This window comes from Microbacterium foliorum (assembly GCF_006385575.1).
GTDB classification, from domain to species: domain Bacteria; phylum Actinomycetota; class Actinomycetes; order Actinomycetales; family Microbacteriaceae; genus Microbacterium; species Microbacterium foliorum_B.
The window spans coordinates 3486382-3503004 of sequence record NZ_CP041040.1 but is presented as its reverse complement, the minus strand read 5'-3'; the positions used below and the strand labels follow the sequence as shown (position 1 = coordinate 3503004).

Annotated in this window: 19 protein-coding genes; 12 read left to right on the top strand and 7 right to left on the bottom strand. The window is 68.6% G+C overall.

The genetic code is table 11. The annotated features are described in order from the left end of the window. Position 1 precedes the first annotated feature (1 nt). From FIV50_RS16930 to FIV50_RS16920, 3 genes are read left to right on the top strand one after another with little or no spacing between them, the layout of a single operon-like run. On the top strand, positions 2-874 hold the full coding sequence (locus FIV50_RS16930) for an aldo/keto reductase (protein WP_219846299.1): 873 nt from the start codon (positions 2-4) through the stop codon (positions 872-874). Next, entirely contained in the window at positions 871-1296 is a 426-nt protein-coding gene (locus FIV50_RS16925; protein WP_140038438.1) for a hypothetical protein, read from the top strand. Before FIV50_RS16930 ends, FIV50_RS16925 begins: the two co-directional genes overlap by 4 nt. 28 nt (positions 1297-1324) lie before the next feature. Continuing rightward, a complete protein-coding gene (locus tag FIV50_RS16920; protein ID WP_219846227.1) occupies positions 1325-2077 on the top strand; it encodes an SDR family oxidoreductase in 753 nt (250 codons plus the stop codon). Between the two features lie 6 nt (positions 2078-2083). Here the strand turns inward: FIV50_RS16920 and FIV50_RS16915 are convergent, their stop codons facing one another. Beyond that, positions 2084-2557 carry a MarR family winged helix-turn-helix transcriptional regulator gene (locus FIV50_RS16915; RefSeq protein ID WP_219846226.1) on the bottom strand — a complete coding sequence of 158 codons (474 nt, stop codon included), beginning with the start codon at positions 2555-2557 and terminating at the stop codon, positions 2084-2086. Between the two features lie 13 nt (positions 2558-2570). Then, positions 2571-3230 (bottom strand): GTP cyclohydrolase II, encoded by a 660-nt coding sequence (locus FIV50_RS16910; RefSeq protein WP_140038437.1) that lies wholly within the window; start codon positions 3228-3230, stop codon positions 2571-2573. Positions 3231-3346: 116 nt separating this feature from the next. Here FIV50_RS16910 and FIV50_RS16905 point away from each other — a divergent pair, with 116 nt between their 5' ends. Further along, on the top strand, positions 3347-4366 hold the full coding sequence (locus FIV50_RS16905) for a zinc-dependent alcohol dehydrogenase family protein (RefSeq protein ID WP_140038436.1): 1020 nt from the start codon (positions 3347-3349) through the stop codon (positions 4364-4366). A gap of 38 nt (positions 4367-4404) precedes the next feature. Here the strand turns inward: FIV50_RS16905 and FIV50_RS16900 are convergent, their stop codons facing one another. Beyond that, complete coding sequence (locus tag FIV50_RS16900; RefSeq protein ID WP_140038435.1) at positions 4405-5316, bottom strand: DMT family transporter; 912 nt, start codon at positions 5314-5316, stop codon at positions 4405-4407. Between the two features lie 135 nt (positions 5317-5451). On the opposite strand from FIV50_RS16900, the gene FIV50_RS16895 reads away from it, so the two are divergent. After that, positions 5452-6288 (top strand): sulfurtransferase, encoded by an 837-nt coding sequence (locus FIV50_RS16895; protein WP_140038434.1) that lies wholly within the window; start codon positions 5452-5454, stop codon positions 6286-6288. 31 nt (positions 6289-6319) lie between these two features. On the opposite strand, the gene FIV50_RS16890 is transcribed toward FIV50_RS16895, so the two are convergent. After that, complete coding sequence (locus FIV50_RS16890; RefSeq protein ID WP_140038433.1) at positions 6320-7243, bottom strand: hypothetical protein; 924 nt, start codon at positions 7241-7243, stop codon at positions 6320-6322. Between the two features lie 306 nt (positions 7244-7549). On the opposite strand from FIV50_RS16890, the gene FIV50_RS16885 reads away from it, so the two are divergent. The 3 genes from FIV50_RS16885 (at position 7550) to FIV50_RS16875 (ending at position 10047) form a co-directional block, all read left to right on the top strand. Next, complete coding sequence (locus FIV50_RS16885; RefSeq protein WP_140038432.1) at positions 7550-8200, top strand: acyl-CoA synthetase; 651 nt, start codon at positions 7550-7552, stop codon at positions 8198-8200. Then, positions 8197-8550, top strand: coding sequence for a hypothetical protein (locus tag FIV50_RS16880; RefSeq protein WP_140038431.1), 354 nt, complete (start codon positions 8197-8199; stop codon positions 8548-8550). Before FIV50_RS16885 ends, FIV50_RS16880 begins: the two co-directional genes overlap by 4 nt. A 63-nt stretch (positions 8551-8613) precedes the next feature. Then, positions 8614-10047, top strand: coding sequence for an MFS transporter (locus FIV50_RS16875; protein WP_181164263.1), 1434 nt, complete (start codon positions 8614-8616; stop codon positions 10045-10047). Positions 10048-10202: 155 nt separating this feature from the next. Here the strand turns inward: FIV50_RS16875 and purB are convergent, their stop codons facing one another. Together purB and FIV50_RS16865 are read right to left on the bottom strand one after the other, a co-directional pair. Next, positions 10203-11585 (bottom strand): adenylosuccinate lyase, encoded by a 1383-nt coding sequence (gene purB, locus FIV50_RS16870; RefSeq protein ID WP_140038430.1) that lies wholly within the window; start codon positions 11583-11585, stop codon positions 10203-10205. Continuing rightward, on the bottom strand, positions 11582-12121 hold the full coding sequence (locus tag FIV50_RS16865; protein ID WP_181164262.1) for a low molecular weight protein-tyrosine-phosphatase: 540 nt from the start codon (positions 12119-12121) through the stop codon (positions 11582-11584). Before FIV50_RS16865 ends, purB begins: the two co-directional genes overlap by 4 nt. Positions 12122-12289: 168 nt before the next feature. Between FIV50_RS16865 and FIV50_RS16860 the strand changes: the two genes are divergently transcribed. Continuing rightward, positions 12290-12553, top strand: a complete 264-nt coding sequence (locus FIV50_RS16860) for a hypothetical protein (protein ID WP_140038429.1) — start codon at positions 12290-12292, stop codon at positions 12551-12553. After that, entirely contained in the window at positions 12550-13827 is a 1278-nt protein-coding gene (locus tag FIV50_RS16855; RefSeq protein WP_140038428.1) for a hypothetical protein, read from the top strand. Before FIV50_RS16860 ends, FIV50_RS16855 begins: the two co-directional genes overlap by 4 nt. Before the next feature lie 31 nt (positions 13828-13858). On the opposite strand, the gene FIV50_RS16850 is transcribed toward FIV50_RS16855, so the two are convergent. Then, entirely contained in the window at positions 13859-14263 is a 405-nt protein-coding gene (locus FIV50_RS16850) for a phage holin family protein (protein WP_140038847.1), read from the bottom strand. Between the two features lie 58 nt (positions 14264-14321). Between FIV50_RS16850 and FIV50_RS16845 the strand changes: the two genes are divergently transcribed. Beyond that, positions 14322-15389, top strand: coding sequence for a histidinol-phosphate transaminase (locus FIV50_RS16845; protein WP_140038427.1), 1068 nt, complete (start codon positions 14322-14324; stop codon positions 15387-15389). Between the two features lie 95 nt (positions 15390-15484). Further along, positions 15485-16612: a thiamine pyrophosphate-dependent dehydrogenase E1 component subunit alpha gene (locus FIV50_RS16840; RefSeq protein WP_258184324.1), complete on the top strand. Its 1128-nt coding sequence runs from the start codon at positions 15485-15487 to the stop codon at positions 16610-16612. Positions 16613-16623: the final 11 nt, after the last annotated feature.

Below are 16623 nucleotides of genomic sequence, written 5' to 3'. Positions count from 1 at the left end.
AATGAACATCACGCTCAACAACGGCATCGAGATGCCCGCCCTCGGCTTCGGAGTCTTCCAGGCCGCTCCGGACGAGACCGTCGATGCCGTCAGCACAGCCCTCGAGACGGGTTATCGCCTGATCGACACCGCCGCTGCGTACGGCAACGAGCGCGAGGTGGGTGAGGCGATCCGTCGCACCGGCATCGCGCGCGACGAGATCTTCATCGAGACCAAGGTCTGGATCAGCGACTTCGGCTACGACGAGACGCTGCATGCGTTCGAGAAGTCGACCGGCAAGCTCGGCGTCGACCAGCTCGACCTGCTGATCCTGCACCAGGCTCTGCCCACCCGCTTCGACCTCACGCTCGGCGCCTACAAGGCACTCGAGACCCTGCTCGCCGACGGTCGGGTGCGCGCCATCGGTGTCAGCAACTTCATGGTGGAGCACCTCGAGAAGCTGGCGGCCGAGACGAGCATCGTCCCGGCGATCAACCAGATCGAGGTGCACCCCTACTTCCAGCAGCGTGAGGTGCAGCAGGCGGATGCCGCGGCCGGCACCGTCACGCAGGCCTGGTCGCCCATCGGCGGCATCACGGCCTACCGCCCCAACGGGGCATCCGTGTTCGATGACGAGACCCTCACGGCCATCGCCGCCGAGCACGGCAAGTCGCCCGCTCAGGTGATGCTGCGCTGGCACCTGCAGCAGGGTCGATCCGCGCTGCCGAAGTCGGTGCGCCCTGCCCGCATCGCCGAGAACTTCGACGTGTTCGACTTCGAGCTCACCGCTGATCAGCTCGGCGCGATCGACGCGCTCGACACCGGTGTGCGCCGCGGCCCCGAGCCCGAGGACGTCACGCTCGAGACCTTCGGCCGGGAGATCCCCGAAGCATGACCCGCATCGCCAGGTCGGGCGTGTGGGTGGCCGGGGCCCTGATCGCGGGGGTCTCCCTCGCGGCGTGCGGCGCCGAATCCACTCCGCGCCCGACCGGCGACAGTTCGACGGGGCCGGAGCCTGCAGAGGTCGACTACCGAGACGGCGAGTACGACGCCACCGGTTGGTACGGCTCGTTGCCCTCCCACCACGACGTCACGCTGACCATCGAGGCAGACGTGGTCACCGAGGTCTCGATCACGACGCCGGCCGAGGACCCGACCTCGCTGCAGCACCAGCAGGCGTTCGCAGCCGCGCTCCCCGGCGAGATCGTCGGGCAGCGGATCGATGACATCGCGCTCGACCGACTGGCAGGTGCCAGCGGATGCTCGGAGGGGTTCATGAACGCCCTGGCCGAGATCAAGACCCAGGCTCGGGCGTGACCCGCGACCTGAACCGAGGAGAACTCTCATGACAGATCTGAACATCCTGCTCGTCGGCGGCACCGGCAGCATCGGCCGCCACGTCGCGCGCGTCGCGACGGCGGCGGGCCACAGCATCCGCATCCTCAGCCGTCAGGGCGGAGCGGGCGCGGTCCGCGGAGATCTCACCGACCCGGCGAGCCTCGCCGACGCCGTGCGCGACATCGACGCGGTGATCTTCACCCACGGCACGCACGGCGCTGAGGCGGGCTACCGCGATGTCGACTACGGCGGAGTGCGCAACGTGCTCGAGGCCGCCGGGGACCGCCCCCTGCGAATCGCGCTGATGACGGCCATCGGAGTCACCTACCGCGACGGCGCCTACAACCGCAGCAACCGCGCCCACGATTGGAAGCGCCGGGCCGAGCGCCTGGTGCGTGCGAGCGGCCACGACTACACGATCGTGCGCCCGAGCTGGTTCGACCACAACGACGACGATCAGCACGAGCTGCACTTCCTGCAGGGCGACACCCGCACCTCCGGCAGTCCCGCCGACGGCGTGATCTCGCGCCAACAGCTCGCCGAGGTGCTCGTCGCCGCACTGACCTCCGACGCCGCGATCGGTAAGACGTTCGAGCTTGTCGCCGAGCGGGGCCCTGCTCAGACCGACCTCGAACCGCTCTTCGCCGCTCTCGAGCCGGACGACGGCATAGACGGCGCGAAGGATGCCGAGAACATGCCGGTGTCGGACGAACCGTCGTCGGTTCGCGAGGACCTCGACCGCCTCACGCCCCGGGGCTGATCGGCACTAGAGGGCCGCAGTCACACCGGGGAGCAGCTTGGCCGCGATCGTGCCGAGCTGCTCCCTCTCCTCTGCGGTCAGAGGATCGAGGATCAGTTCGCGGATCTGCGCCACATGCACGGGCGCCGCTGCGCGGAGCAGCTCGCGACCGGCATCCGTCAGCGCCGCCGTCAGTGTGCGCTTATCGGTGCTGCATGACGTGCGCGTCACCCAGCCGCGCTCTTCGAGCGAGTCGATCGCATGGCTGAGCCGCGATCTGCTGAGCCCGGCGATCTGCGCGAGCTCGGTCATCGGGATCGCGCGGTCATCCTGGCCTGCCAGCGTCACGAGAATCGCGTAGTGCGAGTGCTTGAGCCCGGTCTGCGCCTTGAGGGTGCGGTCGAGCACCTGCGGCAGCAGCTGCACGAGGCGGATGGTCGGCAACCACGTCTGCATCTCGTCGTCATCGAGCCTCCGCTCGCTCATCACGCGCTCGCTCATCACACCCCGCCCATCACGCGGCAGAGAGATCGAGCGTGTGCGAGGTGTGGTCGCGCTTGGCCTCGAGGTAGCGGTGGTTGGCATCTGAGAGATGAACGCCGGTGCGCACCTGCTCGGTCACGCGGATGCCGAGGGCCTCGAGCTGTGCCGCCTTGTCGGGGTTGTTGCTCAGCAGGCGGATGCTGTCGACGCCGACCGCCCGCAGCATCTGAGCGGCGATCGTGTAGTCGCGCTCGTCCTCACCACGACCGAGTGCCACGTTCGCCTCGTACGTGTCGAGTCCCGAGTCCTGCAGCGCATACGCGTCGAGCTTGGCGTAGAGACCGATTCCCCGGCCCTCCTGTCGCAGGTAGAGCAGGAACCCGCCCTCCTCGGCGATGCGCTCGACGGCCTCTCGCAGCTGGGGGCCGCAGTCGCAGCGCTCGGATCCGAAGACGTCGCCGGTCAGGCATTCGCTGTGGGGGCGCACGAGGGGTGCGTCGCCGCCGTCGGCCGCACGTTCCATGGCCGCCCTCCAGTCGCCGAGACCGAGCAGCAGGTGCTCACGGCCGTCGATCAGACCGTCGAACGTCACGACATCCGCCGTGGTGGAGAACCCGTCGGCGAAGCGCATCGGCACGCGCACACGCGTGCGCTCGGAGGCGACCGGAACGACGGTTGAAGTTTCAATCATGTCGGGTGCAACGCGGCGACGTCACCGATATTCCCGTGAGAGGAGTTCTCTCAGAACCTCCCGAGCACGCGAGATCGGGAGTTGACTGGAACCACAACACCGAAGGAGCACCACTCATGCGTGGAGTAGTCATGTACGCGCCCGGCGACGTTCGCGTCGAGGACCGCGAGAAGCCGACCATCACCCGTCCGACCGATGCCGTGATCCGGATCGCCGCGACCTGCATCTGCGGATCCGACCTGTGGCCCTACCGGGGCGCGAACGAGGTCGATCATGATCCGATGGGGCACGAGTACGTCGGTGTCGTCGAGGAGATCGGCGACCAGGTGAAGACCGTGAAGGTCGGCGATTTCGTCGTCGGCTCGTTCATGGCGTCCGACAACACCTGCGAGATCTGCCAGGCCGGATACCAGTCGCGCTGCGTGCACGTCGTGCCGATGGGCCGGTATGGGACCCAGGCCGAGTACTCGCTGATCCCGCACGCCGACGGCACGCTCGTCGCGACGCCGGGGCAGCCCGACGCCGATCTGATCCCGTCGCTGCTCGCGGCATCCGATGTGCTGGGCACCGGCTGGTTCGCCGCCGTCGCCGCAGAGGTCGGCCCGGGCAAGACCGTCGCCGTCGTCGGTGACGGAGCTGTGGGTCTGCTCGGCATCCTCGCCGCGCGTGAACTCGGCGCCGAGCGGATCATCGCGATGAGCCGTCACGCCGACCGCCAGGCGCTGGCGCGCGAATTCGGCGCGACCGACATCGTCGAGGAGCGCGGAGACGAGGGGGTGGCCCGCATCAAAGAGCTCACGAACGGGCTCGGCGCGCACTCGGTGATCGAGGCCGTCGGCACGCAGGAGTCGATGATGCAGGCCATTCGCGCGACCCGGCCCGGCGGTCACGTCGGATACGTCGGCGTCTCGCACGACGTCGCGCTGCCCGGTGAGGAGCTCTTCTTCTCGGGCGTGCACCTGCACGGCGGCCCGGCACCGGTGCGCCGCTTCCTCCCCGAGCTGATCCAGCTCATCTGGGACCGCAAGATCGACCCCGGCAAGGTGTTCGACCTCACGCTTCCGCTCGAGGAGGCCGCCGAGGGCTATCGCGCCATGGACGAGCGTCGCGCCACCAAGGTCCTGCTCACCGTCTGACCGGGTCACCGAAGACGATCGCCGCCGACGCTGAACGGTTAGTCCGGCGTCGGCGTCGGTGCCGGTTCCGGTTCGCGGCGCCGCACGAGCTTGAGCTCACTGGCCAGGATGCCGAGCACGACGAGCGCCCCGCCGATCAGCGCGGCGACGGGCAGACGTTCGCCGGCGATGCGCCCGATCACGGCGGCCCACACCGGCTCGCCCGCGTAGATGATCGTGGCGCGGGTCGGCGACACGGACTTCTGGGCCCAGTTCATCGTGAGCTGGATGATGCAGCTCGCCGCGCCGAGCCCGACCGCGCAGCCGACCCAGATCCACGAGAACTCCGGCACCCCCTCGCCGACCACCGGCATGGTGAGGATGCCGAGCGCTCCCGCGGTGAGGAGCTGGACGATCGTGATCCGGCCGAGGGCGATCCTGCCGGCGAAGACGCTGATCAGGATGATCTCGGCCGCGATCGGCAGCGTGCTGATGAGCGTCAGGATCTCGCCGGATCCGAGTGTCAGCGCGAAGGCCTCGGGGCCCGCGATGAACAGCAGGCCCAGGAACGCGAGAGCGGCGCCCACGAACGCCATCGCCGGTGGGCGCTTGCGGAACACGGCCCACTGCGCGAGCGGCACGAGCGGGATGTACATCGCCGTGATGAACGCCGACGTGCTCGAGTCGATGGTCTGCAGCCCGACGGTCTGCAGCCCGTAGCCGAGATAGATCATCACGCCGATCGCGACACCGGCGCCGATGTCGCGCCAGCGCATGCCTCGCAGCGCCCGGCGGAAGATGACGACGCTGATCAGGCCGGCGATCAGAAACCGGATGCCGACGAAGAACCACGGCCCGGAGTGCTGCATCGCCCAGTGCACGAGCAGGAATGTGCTGCCCCACACTGCGGTGACGGCGATGAGGGCGATCTCCTGTCGGCGCAGGCCTATGAAGCGGAATCGAGTGGACATGCTGTCCTTTCTCGACGCGGCCGGGTCGAGCCTAGCGCCGTGCGCACCCCCGTTTCGAATCGCGCGAACGGCCCGATATGTCGACAGAGTGCGGTCAGGTGCGTGATTCGAACGGCCGATCGATAGCCTCGCCTCATGAGCAATTTCGTGAGCGCCGCCGAACTGGACGAACTGCTGGGGTCCGAGACACCTGTCCGTGTGATCGATGTGCGGTGGCGACTCGACCGGCCGGACGGCCGTGCCGACTACCTCTCAGGGCACATCCCGGGGGCGGTCTTCGTGCCGCTGGCGACCGAGCTGGCCACCCACGGAGAGCCGTCTGAGGGCCGGCATCCGCTGCCCTCCACTCAGACGCTTCAGGATGCTGCGCGCCGATGGGGCGTCAACCAGGGTGATGTCGTCGTGGCCTACGACGACGCGAAGGGGCTCAGCGCATCGCGAGCCTGGTGGCTGCTGCGTCAGGGCGGGGTGGATGTGCGCGTGCTCGACGGCGGCATCCGCGCCTGGACGGCCGCGGGCCTCCCGGTCGCAGACGATGACGTGCAGGAGGAGCCGGGTGATGTCGTGCTCGACGAGATCGGCGGCGACGCGATCTCGATCGACGAGGCCGCCTCGTACGCCGACACCGGCGTGCTGCTCGACGTGCGCGCGCCCGACCGCTATCGCGGAGAGCACGAGCCTCTCGACCCCGTCGCGGGGCACATCCCCGGAGCGCTCAACGTTCCGATGGCCGCTCATCTCGATCCTGAGGGCCGGATCCTCGACATGCACACCCTCCAGGCGACCTTCGCAGCCGTCGGCGTGACCGAGGGCACACCTGTCGCGGCCTACTGCGGCTCGGGCATCACGGCGGCGCACACGGCTCTGGTGCTCGACGAGATCGGCATCGAGGCGAAGGTCTTCCCCGGCTCGTGGAGCCAGTGGTCGAACACTCCCGGTCGCCCGGTCGCGGTCGGCGATCAGCCGGGCTGAGCGGTCAGGCGCCGGGGTCAGGCGTGAGCGGTCAGGCGCCGGGGGCCGGGCGCCCGTCGGCGTAACTCCATGCGACGCCGAGCAATCCGGGGCCGAACGCGCGTCGCACCTGGTGCACCGACGTGCGGCCTTCGAGCGACAGCTCCGTGAGCTTCGAGCCGTCCGGGGTCTCGACGCGCTCTTCGATGCGATCGGGCAGCGCGTCGGGATGGAACCGGGTCCACACCAAGAGCTCCCTCGTCTGCCGGGCGACGGCGTGACCCGTCTCGCGCTGCGGCGGATAGTCGGGCGGATACGCGACCGACCACTCGACCATCGCGGTGCCCGGTGCGGTCAGCGGCACCTCGAGCTCGAACAGCACGCCGTGCACCTCGCCGTTGGGGTGCGAGTACCGGGCGGCGATATGGCCACCGGCCACCGCTTCGATGAAGGGCGCGGGGGTGCTGATGCCCGGTGTCATCTCGAGGAACGGGATCGACTCGACGGTCCCGACGGTCGACTGCACGATGCTGCGCGTGATCGAGTACGACACGTTGCCGGCGGCATCCACATCCGTCACGGAGTGCGTCGTGAGCTCGCGCGAGGTGTCGGGGTACTCCGCACCGAGCGCGGCGAACGCCTCTTTGACGGCCTCCTCGAGTTCCTGCTCGTCGAGGGGGAACAGATTGGGCCCGAGGGGCCCGGTGCGGTTCGTCGTGCCGAGCAGATCGGTGAGCGAGCCGGGTTCGAGGTGCAGAAGATGCTCGATCTCGCTGAGGGCGGCCATCGACTGCGCACCTTCGGGGCGGCGCGCACCGGAGCGCCAGTAGCTGAGCGTCGCCATCGACACGCTGTTCCCCCGGGCGCGCAACTGCTGGTGCAGCCGGGCGAGAGTCAATCCACGTGCATTGATCGCATCACGGAAGGACGCCGCGAATACATCGGCATATCGGCGAATGCCACTTTCCATACTCATCACAGCACCCCCTCCGGTATGTGAAGAATCGCGTTCTAAAGTGAGCTTACGACCACACTGGCATCGCGTAGGGGACGAGGTGCTATTTCTGGGGTCTATCGGCTGAGCAATCGTGAGCAGGGTGCCCGACCTCACGGCGACTCAGTCCACAACGCAGTGTCGCCCCCGTCGCTGCGTTCTGTCGCGGGGCCTGATGATCGATCTGGGGAGATCCATCGGGCCCCGCGAACACCTCTCCGGTGTCGGCGCCCACTCAGCGCCCCCGCGTAGACTGGGGGCAACACCCCCGGAGGACTCTCGATCTTCATGTCTGCCCCTGCCCGCGCGTTCACCGTGCGTCACGTTCAGCTGCTGCGCGCGCTCTTCGCCGCCGCCGCAGCCGTGATGATCACCTTCTCGCCCGATCACTCGGCGGCCGTCGGTCTCTCCGTCTTCAGCGGTTTCGTGCTCACGACCGGCCTCGTGATGATCGTCTCCGCCTGGCTCGTCCACCCGGCAGGTCAGCGCTGGCCCTCCGTGGTCTTCGCCCTGCTGAGCTTCGCCGCGGGCATGACCGCCGGCGTGCCCGCCTGGCGAACCGAAGACCTCTTCTTCGTCGTCGTGATCGCCTGGTCGGTGACGACCGGCATCCTCGAGCTCGTCGTCGGGCTGCGCGCACGCAGAGCCGGCGAGGCGAACGCACGCGACTCGATCACCCTCGGCGCGTTCGGACTGCTGCTCGCCGCGCTGCTGATCGCGATCCCGGCCGGATTCGTGCAGCCCTACGCGATCGAGGGAGCGGGCGCGTTCGAGCTCACCGGCATCATCCTCGGTGTCGGCATGTTCGGCGGATACGCGGCGGTCGTCGCCGTCTTCCTCGGCATCGCCGGCCTCACCCCGAAGCGAGCAGATGCCGTCGCCGAGGGGCGCGTGGCCGAGAACGACCCCGCCCCCGCCGGGCACGGAGGAGAGCGATGAGCGACGACAAGCCCACCCGGCGCGACATCCTGCGCCCTCTGCATCTGCTGGGCATCGCCCTCGGCTGCGGTATCTTCGCCGCCGTGGTGACGCTCGTGTCGACAGGGGCGTTCACCGCCCGCGTCAACAACGCGATCGCCAGCGGCACCTACGAGGGCCTCACTCCGATCGCGCTCGGTCTCGTGGTGGGCGGCGGCGCGTTCATCGTCACGCTGCTGTTCCTCGCGATGCTGATCCTCGTGGTCGACCCCGCCGACGTCACCAAGACGGTCGACCGCCCCGTGCTCTTCGACCCCGAGACGTCAGACGAGCCCGACTCCGACAAGCCGGGCCGCACGTCCTCCTCCTGACATGATCGCGGGTTTCTGGGATCCGGCCGGAATAGCCCGGGGCCCCGACGGCTTGTCCCTGTAGTGACTGCCTCGATCGACCGCGCCTCCATCGGACTCAGGTCGGAACGAGGCCCCGTGCTCGGGGCGCTCATGCTCGCCACCGGCCTGATCGCGATCGATGCGACGATCCTGGCGACCGCGGTGCCCAGCATCGTGCGCGACCTGGGCAGCTATCAGCAGTTCCCCTGGCTCTTCTCGGTCTACCTGCTCGCACAGGCGGTCAGTGTGCCGATCTACTCGCGCTTCGCCGACACCGTCGGTCGTAAGCCGATCATCCTGCTCGGAATCGCACTGTTCCTGCTCGGCTCCGTGCTCTCGGGCTTCGCCTGGAGCATGACGGCACTGATCGTCTTCCGCATCATCCAGGGTCTCGGCGCAGGTGCCGTCGCACCCATGTCGATGACGATCGTGGGCGACATCTACACCGTCGCCGAGCGCGCCAAGGTGCAGGGCTACATCGCATCGGTCTGGGCGATCTCCTCGGTCGTCGGCCCTGCACTCGGCGGCATCTTCGCCCAGCTCGACGCGTGGCGGTGGATCTTCTGGGTCAACATCCCGCTGTGTCTGATCGCGGGATGGATGCTGCTGCGCAAGTACCACGAAGAGAAGCAGACGCAGCAGCATCGCATCGACTACGCGGGGGCCGTGCTGCTGACCGTCGGACTCACCGGCCTGATCCTCGGCATGCTCGAGGGCGGCAACGCCTGGGCCTGGCTTTCGATCCCCAGCGCCATCTGCTTCGGTCTGGGTGCGGCCGCGCTCGTGGCTTTCGGACTCGTCGAGCGTCGTGCCGCCGAGCCGATCGTCGACTTGCGCCTCGCTGCGAGGCCGCTCATCCTCACGACCACGATCGTCTCGCTGGGCATCGGCGCGCTGATGACCGGAGTGACGAGCTTCGCGCCCGCCTATCTCGAGGGATCCATCGGCATCGCGCCGCTGCTGTCGGGGTTGGCGGTCGCGGCGCTCACCCTCGGCTGGCCGCTCGCCGCCGCGAACGCGGGTCGGCTGTACATGCGGATCGGGTTCCGGCGCACCGCGCTCACGGGCATGTCGATCACGGCTGTCGCCGCCGTCGCCCTCGCGCTGGTCTCGCCGTGGCCCAATCCGTTCTCGATCGCGGCCGTCGCATTCGTGCTCGGATTCGGCCTCGGGTGGAGCGCGGCTCCCACGCTGATCGCGGCTCAGGCCTCGGTCGGGTGGGGGGAGCGCGGTGCCGTCACCGGCATGAACGCGTTCGCCCGGTCAGCCGGCAGCGCGCTCGGAGTGGCCGTATTCGGCGCGATCTCGAACTCGGTGATCGCGCAGGGCGGGGGTCCGGATGACCCGGCGACCATCATCTCGGCATCCGTCTGGGTGTTCATCGCCGCCGCAGTTGTGGCCGTGCTGACCCTGATCGCTGCGGCGTTCATGCCGCGCGACCCCGCGGGCGCGCACTCCGGAGAGCCGCGCCCGTAGCGGTCGGATCGTTGTACTCGCGGCGTCGCGCAGCTCGGCGTTGCGCCGCTTCGGTGCGGGGTCGATTACGCATCCGATTCGCCCGATTGCGGTGCGTTTCTGACCCCGCATCGCGTGAGCGATGCGTTAGTGACCCCGCAGCGAGCGCGCGACTGCTACTTCGCGAGCTGCTCGGCGATGCCTGTGTACGACGCGGGGGTGAGGGCCAGCAGACGCTGCTTCGCGGCATCCCCGATCTCGAGCCCCTGGACGAACTCGGCCAGATCCGCAGCTCCCACGCGGTGTCCGCGGGTGAGCTCCTTCAGCAGCGCGTAGGGGTCGGTGATCGACGAGCGACCGGCGACGACCTCGGCGCGGATGACGGTCTGGATGGCCTCTGCGAGAACCTCCCAGTTCACGTCGAGGTCGGCGAGCAGCACGTCGCGCGACAGTGAGATGGCGTTCAAGCCGCGGCGCAGGTTGTCGATCGCGAGCAGCGAGTGCCCGAAAGCGACGCCGATGTTGCGCTGCGTGGTCGAGTCGGTGAGGTCGCGCTGCAGGCGGCTCGTGACGAGGGTCTGTCCGAGCGACGCGAGCAGGGCGCCGGAGATCTCGAGGTTCGCCTCTGCGTTCTCGAACCGGATCGGGTTGATCTTGTGCGGCATGGTCGACGACCCTGTCGCACCGGCGACGGGGATCTGCGCGAAGTAGCCGAGCGAGATGTAGGTCCAGACGTCGGTCGCGAGGTTGTGCAGGATGCCGCCGGCGTGACGCACCCGGTCGTACAGCTCGACCTGCCAGTCGTGCGATTCGATCTGCGTGGTGAGCAGGTTGAAGCCGAGACCCAGGCCCTCGATGTACTCACGCGAGATCGTGGGCCAGTCGGCGTCGGGGTCGGCCGCGATGTGCGCAGACCAGGTGCCGGTGGCGCCCGAGAACTTGGCGAGATAGTCGGATGCCGCGATCTGGGCGCGCACGCGCTCGAGACGCCACGCGAAGACGGCGAGTTCCTTGCCCATTGTCGACGGTGTGGCCGGCTGTCCGTGGGTGCGAGAGAGCATCGCGGCGTCGGCGTGCTCGGCAGCCAGCTCGCGGAGCTTGGCGATCACGACGTCGAGCGCGGGGAGCCAGACCTCTTCGACGGCGCGCTTCACGGTGAGCGCGTAGGAGGCCGAGTTGATGTCCTCGCTCGTGCAGGCGAAGTGCGTGAGCTCGGCGATGCTGTCGAGGCCGAGCGTCGACAGGCGGTCGCGCACCAGGTACTCGATGGCCTTGACGTCGTGCTGGGTGACGGCTTCCTTCTCGGCGAGCCAGTCGATCTCGGCCTGGCCGAAGTCGCGGTAGAGCGCGCGCAGGCGCTCCTTGTCGGCATCCGACAGCGGGCTCGTCTCGAAGAGCGAGCGGTCGGTGAGGGCGATCAGCCACTCCACCTCGACCTCGACCCTGGCGCGGTTCAGACCCGCCTCAGAGAGGAAGTCGGCGAGGCCGGTGACGGCGCCGCGGTAGCGACCGTCGAGGGGGCTCAGGGGCTGGGGCGGGAGCGAAGGCTGGAAAGTCAGGGGAGTCCTCCTGATCGGGCCCCGGGAGTGCGGGGCGTGCGGGGCTGGCGAAGAGCCGGCTCGAGCTGGCGGAACAGCCCGCGAGTCGCGGTCTCAATCATACCGAGCACCGAATCGAACATCTCGGCGCCGGCGTAGTAGGGGTCTGGCACGTCCTGGCTCTGGGCATCGGGGTCGAAGGCGAGCAGCAGGGTGACCTTGCCCTCTTCGTCTTCATCGTGCGCCCATTCGCGCAGGATGCGCTCGTGCGTGCGGTCGAGTGCGACGACCAGATCGTTCTCCGAGAAGGAGGCGAAGGTGAACTGCTTCGCACGATGCTGCGAGCCGTCGTAGCCGCGGCGGGTGAGTGAATCGATCGTGCGATGGTCGGCCTGTTCGCCGAGATGCCAGTCGCCGGTGCCGGCGCTGCGCGAGACGATCCGCGAGCCCAGGCCCTGTCGCTCCGCGAGATCGCGGAACACCACCTCTGCCATCGGAGAGCGGCAGATGTTCCCCGTGCACACGAAGATCACGCGGAAGGGATCCGGGGATGTCACCGTCCTATTCTGCCCCTCGGAGAGCGATCGCGCGATGCCGCGCGTCCCGGGCAGGGCGTTGTGCATCCGTTCTGCACGACCGCCGGGGTCGAGCGATCCCCTCACGGTCTCCGCTGATCCCGGCGTCCTGCGCCTCGGGCTCGACGCGTGATGACGGATGCTGGGCGCATGTACTCCTTTGCACTCGCGCAGACCGGCGCGGCCGAGACCGCCTGGGCGAAAGCGCAGGTCCTGGCAGCACTCCGCACCGCCGTCGAGGCGCTCGACGATGTTCGCGCGTCGCTCGCCGTCCTGACTTCCGACACCGACTGGCACTCCGACGGGGTGCGCGCGATGCAGGACGCGCTCGAGGATCTCCGGCTGGGAGCACGCCTCGAGGCCTCCGAGATGCGCAGTCGCGAATCCGAGGCTGAACGGATCGATGTCCTGTGACCGGGCTGACGATCGATCACGGCGGAGCGATCTCTGTCGACCCCGACGCCCTGCGGGATGTCGCTCGACGCCTGGATGCCGTCGCCTCCCGCTGCGACGATGCGCGCGCGGCGATCATGCGCGTGCATCGGATCATCGTCGATACTCCGGGCTTCAGCACACACGTCGACACCGTCGGGCTGTGGTCGTCGGGGCAGCACGTGGCTCGCCTGCACTCCGAATGCCAGGAGACCGCACGCTCGACCCTGCTCATGGCCGATGCCTATGAGTATGTCGAGCTGCGTGCCGAGGCCGAGATGCTCGAGCGCTCGGATCCGGGCACGGCGCAGCGGCTGTTGCGCCAGGCCGATCGGCTCGCGGCATCTGACGACCGCATCCGGGCGATGGCCGATGACCTCATCGCCCAGTGGCGCGCCGAGCGCTTCGAGGGTCTCGCCGGCAACGTCGTGACGCCCGGGCTCTACGACCAGCTGTTCCTGACCGTGGCGACAGTGGGAGTCGTGTCGGGACTCGGAAAGGTGCGTCTCGGTGAGACTCTCACGGGCAAGGCAGACGCCGTCTCCGTCGCGCCGGTGAAGACGTCGTCGCCCGCCGGCGCGCCGTCAGGTCTCGCGGGAGCTCTCGGGCGGATGCCGCGCACTTCGGGAGCGCAGATCGCCGTCGAGAAGTACTCGTTCGCCGATGGCAGCACGAAGTTCGTCGCCTACCTGGAGGGAACGCAGAGCGTCGGGTGGGGAGGAAAGGAGCCGTGGGACTCGAAGTCCAACCTCCAGCTCTACACCGGGCAGAGATCGGCGTCGTATCAGTCGACGATCGAGGCGCTCCAGGCGGCCGGAGCGCAGCCCGGCGACGAGGTCGATGTCGTCGCTCATTCGCAATCGGGGATGGTCGCCGCGCACCTCTCGATGGAGAGCGGGTTCGACGTGCAGATGCAGATCACCGCGGGGAGCCCGGTCGAACCGACGCTCGACGACGACCAGACCATCATCCAGGTCCGTCATTCCGACGACCCGGTCTCCAGCCTGGCGGGCGGAGGATCGCCCGAGGGAACCGGCTCAGATGACAGCGTCACCCTGCTGACCCAAGGAACCCCGCTCGACACGGTCGGCGACCTGGCAGTCGACGCGCACCACCTCGACACCTACATCGACACCGCGAAGACCGCCGATGATCTGAGTGATCCTCGGATGGACGCGATGGACGAGTTCTGGAGAGAGCTCGACGCGGCCGAGGTCATCGAGCGCACCGAGTATCAGGCCGAGCGCGTCGAATGACCGATGCGCGGAGGGTGCGTGCGACTGCGCGTCAGTCGCGGCGCTGCTTCTTGCTCTGCGGGCGCAGGATGAAGCCGAAGACGCCGTTGATCAGCGAGATGATGAGCGCCGCGAGCACGCCCCACCAGAAGCTGCCGACCGTGAGACCCCAGTCGAAGCCGCTCGTGATCCAGGCCGTGAGCCACAGCAGGAACCCGTTGATCACGAAACCGATCAGGCCGAGGGTGAGGATGTACAGCGGGAAGGCGACGATCTTCACCACCGTGCCGATGAAGGTGTTCACGAGCGCGAAGATCGCGGCGACCGCGAGCAGAGTGAGCACGAGCTGCAGGGTCTCGCCCGGCGCGAACGCCGTGATCTGCACCTGCAGGGCGGGGATCAGCGTCACGACCCAGAGGGCGAACGCGTTGACGACGACTCGGATGATGAAGCGCATAGTCATCCCAGTCTTCCATGCGCTCCGCCGGAGGGCGGTGGAATCTAGACTCATCCTTGTGACCGACCCGATCCTGCCGCGCATCCGCCCCGCCATCGCCGCCCTGGCGCCGTACCGACAGGGCAAGCAGGCGGGTCCCGACGCCTTCAAGCTCTCGAGCAACGAGAACCCGTTCGAGCCGCTTCCCTCCGTTGCGGCAGCGCTGCAGCATACGACGCCGATCAACCGCTACCCGGATGCCACCGCCGGCCGCCTGCGCGGACGTCTGGGCGTCCGCTACGCCGTCGCTCCCGAGCAGGTGCACGTCGCCGCGGGCAGCGTCTCGATCCTCCACCAGCTGATCCTCGCCACCGCATCGGTCGGCGACGAGGTCATCTACGCGTGGCGGTCGTTCGAGGCCTATCCGAGCCTGCCGCTCGTCGCCGGTGCGACCGGCGTGCAGGTGCCTCTCACCACAGACTCCCGCCACGACCTCGACGCGATGGCCGACGCCGTCACCGAGCGCACACGCGCGGTCATCCTCTGCACCCCCAACAACCCGACCGGTCCGATCATCACGAGCGACGAGTTCGCGACGTTCGTCGAGCGCGTCCCCACCGACGTGCTGGTCGTCCTCGACGAGGCCTACGCCGAGTTCGTCACCGCACCCGGTGCGGTCGACGGCCTCGCAGAGCGCGTCTTCGAACGGCATCCGAACGTCGTGGTGCTGCGCACCTTCTCGAAGGCCTACGGGCTCGCCGGTCTGCGCATCGGATACGCGATCGGCCACGAGAAGGTGCTCGACGCCGCGCGCACCACCGGCATCCCGCTCTCCGTGACATCGGCGGCCGAGAACGCCGCCATCGCCAGCCTCGACGCCGAGTCCGAGCTGCTCGAGCGCGTCGCGGTGATCGTCGAGCGCCGCACCCGCCTGGTCGAAGGGCTCCGCACGCAGGGGTGGGACGTGCCCGACAGCCAGGCCAACTTCGTCTGGCTGCCCGCCGGCGAGCGCACGGTCGAGGTCGCGGCGGCCTTCGCGTCCGCCGACCTCATCGTGCGACCTTTCCCGGGCGACGGCATCCGCATCTCGGTCGGCGAAGAGGCATCCGTCGATCGCGTTCTCGAGGTCGCAGCGACCCAGCTCTGACGGGCTCGGGGCGCCCTGTTCTCCGGTTTCCCGGCAGTTGCGAGGACGTCCTAGGTATGCGTGACCGAGCATGCGCGCGGCGGTAGCGTGGCATCGTGACCTCGTCAGAGACTGAACTCGTCCGCGTCCTGGATCAGGATGGCCGCTTCACGCCGAGTCCGGCTGCTGAGCAGTATCTGTCGTTGATCGAAGCGATCAGCGACGCCGAGCTCGAGCAGTTCTACCGCGACATGGTGGTCATCCGTGCGATCGACACCCAGGCGACCAACCTGCAGCGTCAGGGGCAGCTCGCGCTGTGGCCGCCGAGCCGTGGGCAGGAGGCCGCCCAGGTCGGATCCGCCCGCGCCGCCCGCGCGCAGGACACGATCTTCCCGTCGTATCGCGAGCACGCCGTGACGCGCATCCGCGGCGTCGACCCCGTCGACATCATCAAGCTCATGCGCGGTGTCTCACACGGCGGCTGGGACCCGACAGACCCGAAGAACGGCAACACCCGGCTGTACACCCTCGTGCTCGGCTCGCAGGTTCTGCACGCCGCCGGGTTTGCCATGGGGCTGAACTTCGACGGCCGATCCGGCACCGGCGACGTCGACACCGACGAAGCCGTCATCGTCTACTACGGCGACGGGGCATCGAGCCAGGGCGACGTGCACGAGGCGATGGTCTTCGCCGCGAGCTACCAGGCGCCCACCGTGTTCTTCCTGCAGAACAACCACTGGGCGATCTCCGTGCCGGTCGCGACGCAGTCGCGCGTGCCGCTCGTCGAGCGCAGCGCCGGCTACGGCATCCCCAGCGTCCGGGTCGACGGCAACGACGTGCTCGCCAGCTATGCCGTCTCGCGGGTCGCCCTCGACGAGGCCCGCAGCAGCCAGGGTCCTCGTGCGATCGAGGCGGTCACCTACCGTCTCGGCGCCCACACCACCAGCGACGACCCGACCAAGTACCGCGGCTCGGACGAAGAGCAGTCGTGGGCGCTGCGCGACCCGATCGACCGCATGCGCGCGTTCCTCGAGAACAGGGGAGCGGCCGGGCAGTTCTTCGCCGATGTGGATGCCGAGGCCGCGGACGCGGCCGAAGACCTGCGCTCGCGCAGCGTCGAACTCGGATCACCCACCGCAGACCTGATCTTCGACCACGTGTACAGCGAGCCGCATCCGCTCATCGCGGAGCAGAAGGCCTGGCACGCGCGATACGAGGCGTCTTTCGAAGGAGACAGCAAGTGACCCTGGAGACG

Bases quoted from the DNA above. Each gene is read 5' to 3' on its own strand.
- FIV50_RS16860 (WP_140038429.1), top strand. From the start codon at position 12,290: ATGTACTCCTTTGCACTCGCGCAGACCGGCGCGGCCGAGACCGCCTGG.
- FIV50_RS16905 (WP_140038436.1), top strand. From the start codon at position 3,347: ATGCGTGGAGTAGTCATGTACGCGCCCGGCGACGTTCGCGTCGAGGAC.
- FIV50_RS16880 (WP_140038431.1), top strand. From the start codon at position 8,197: ATGAGCGACGACAAGCCCACCCGGCGCGACATCCTGCGCCCTCTGCAT.
- FIV50_RS16885 (WP_140038432.1), top strand. From the start codon at position 7,550: ATGTCTGCCCCTGCCCGCGCGTTCACCGTGCGTCACGTTCAGCTGCTG.
- FIV50_RS16850 (WP_140038847.1), bottom strand. From the start codon at position 14,263: ATGCGCTTCATCATCCGAGTCGTCGTCAACGCGTTCGCCCTCTGGGTC.
- FIV50_RS16920 (WP_219846227.1), top strand. From the start codon at position 1,325: ATGACAGATCTGAACATCCTGCTCGTCGGCGGCACCGGCAGCATCGGC.
- FIV50_RS16910 (WP_140038437.1), bottom strand. From the start codon at position 3,230: ATGATTGAAACTTCAACCGTCGTTCCGGTCGCCTCCGAGCGCACGCGT.
- FIV50_RS16895 (WP_140038434.1), top strand. From the start codon at position 5,452: ATGAGCAATTTCGTGAGCGCCGCCGAACTGGACGAACTGCTGGGGTCC.
- FIV50_RS16930 (WP_219846299.1), top strand. From the start codon at position 2: ATGAACATCACGCTCAACAACGGCATCGAGATGCCCGCCCTCGGCTTC.
- FIV50_RS16890 (WP_140038433.1), bottom strand. From the start codon at position 7,243: ATGAGTATGGAAAGTGGCATTCGCCGATATGCCGATGTATTCGCGGCG.
- FIV50_RS16915 (WP_219846226.1), bottom strand. From the start codon at position 2,557: ATGAGCGAGCGCGTGATGAGCGAGCGGAGGCTCGATGACGACGAGATG.
- FIV50_RS16925 (WP_140038438.1), top strand. From the start codon at position 871: ATGACCCGCATCGCCAGGTCGGGCGTGTGGGTGGCCGGGGCCCTGATC.
- FIV50_RS16900 (WP_140038435.1), bottom strand. From the start codon at position 5,316: ATGTCCACTCGATTCCGCTTCATAGGCCTGCGCCGACAGGAGATCGCC.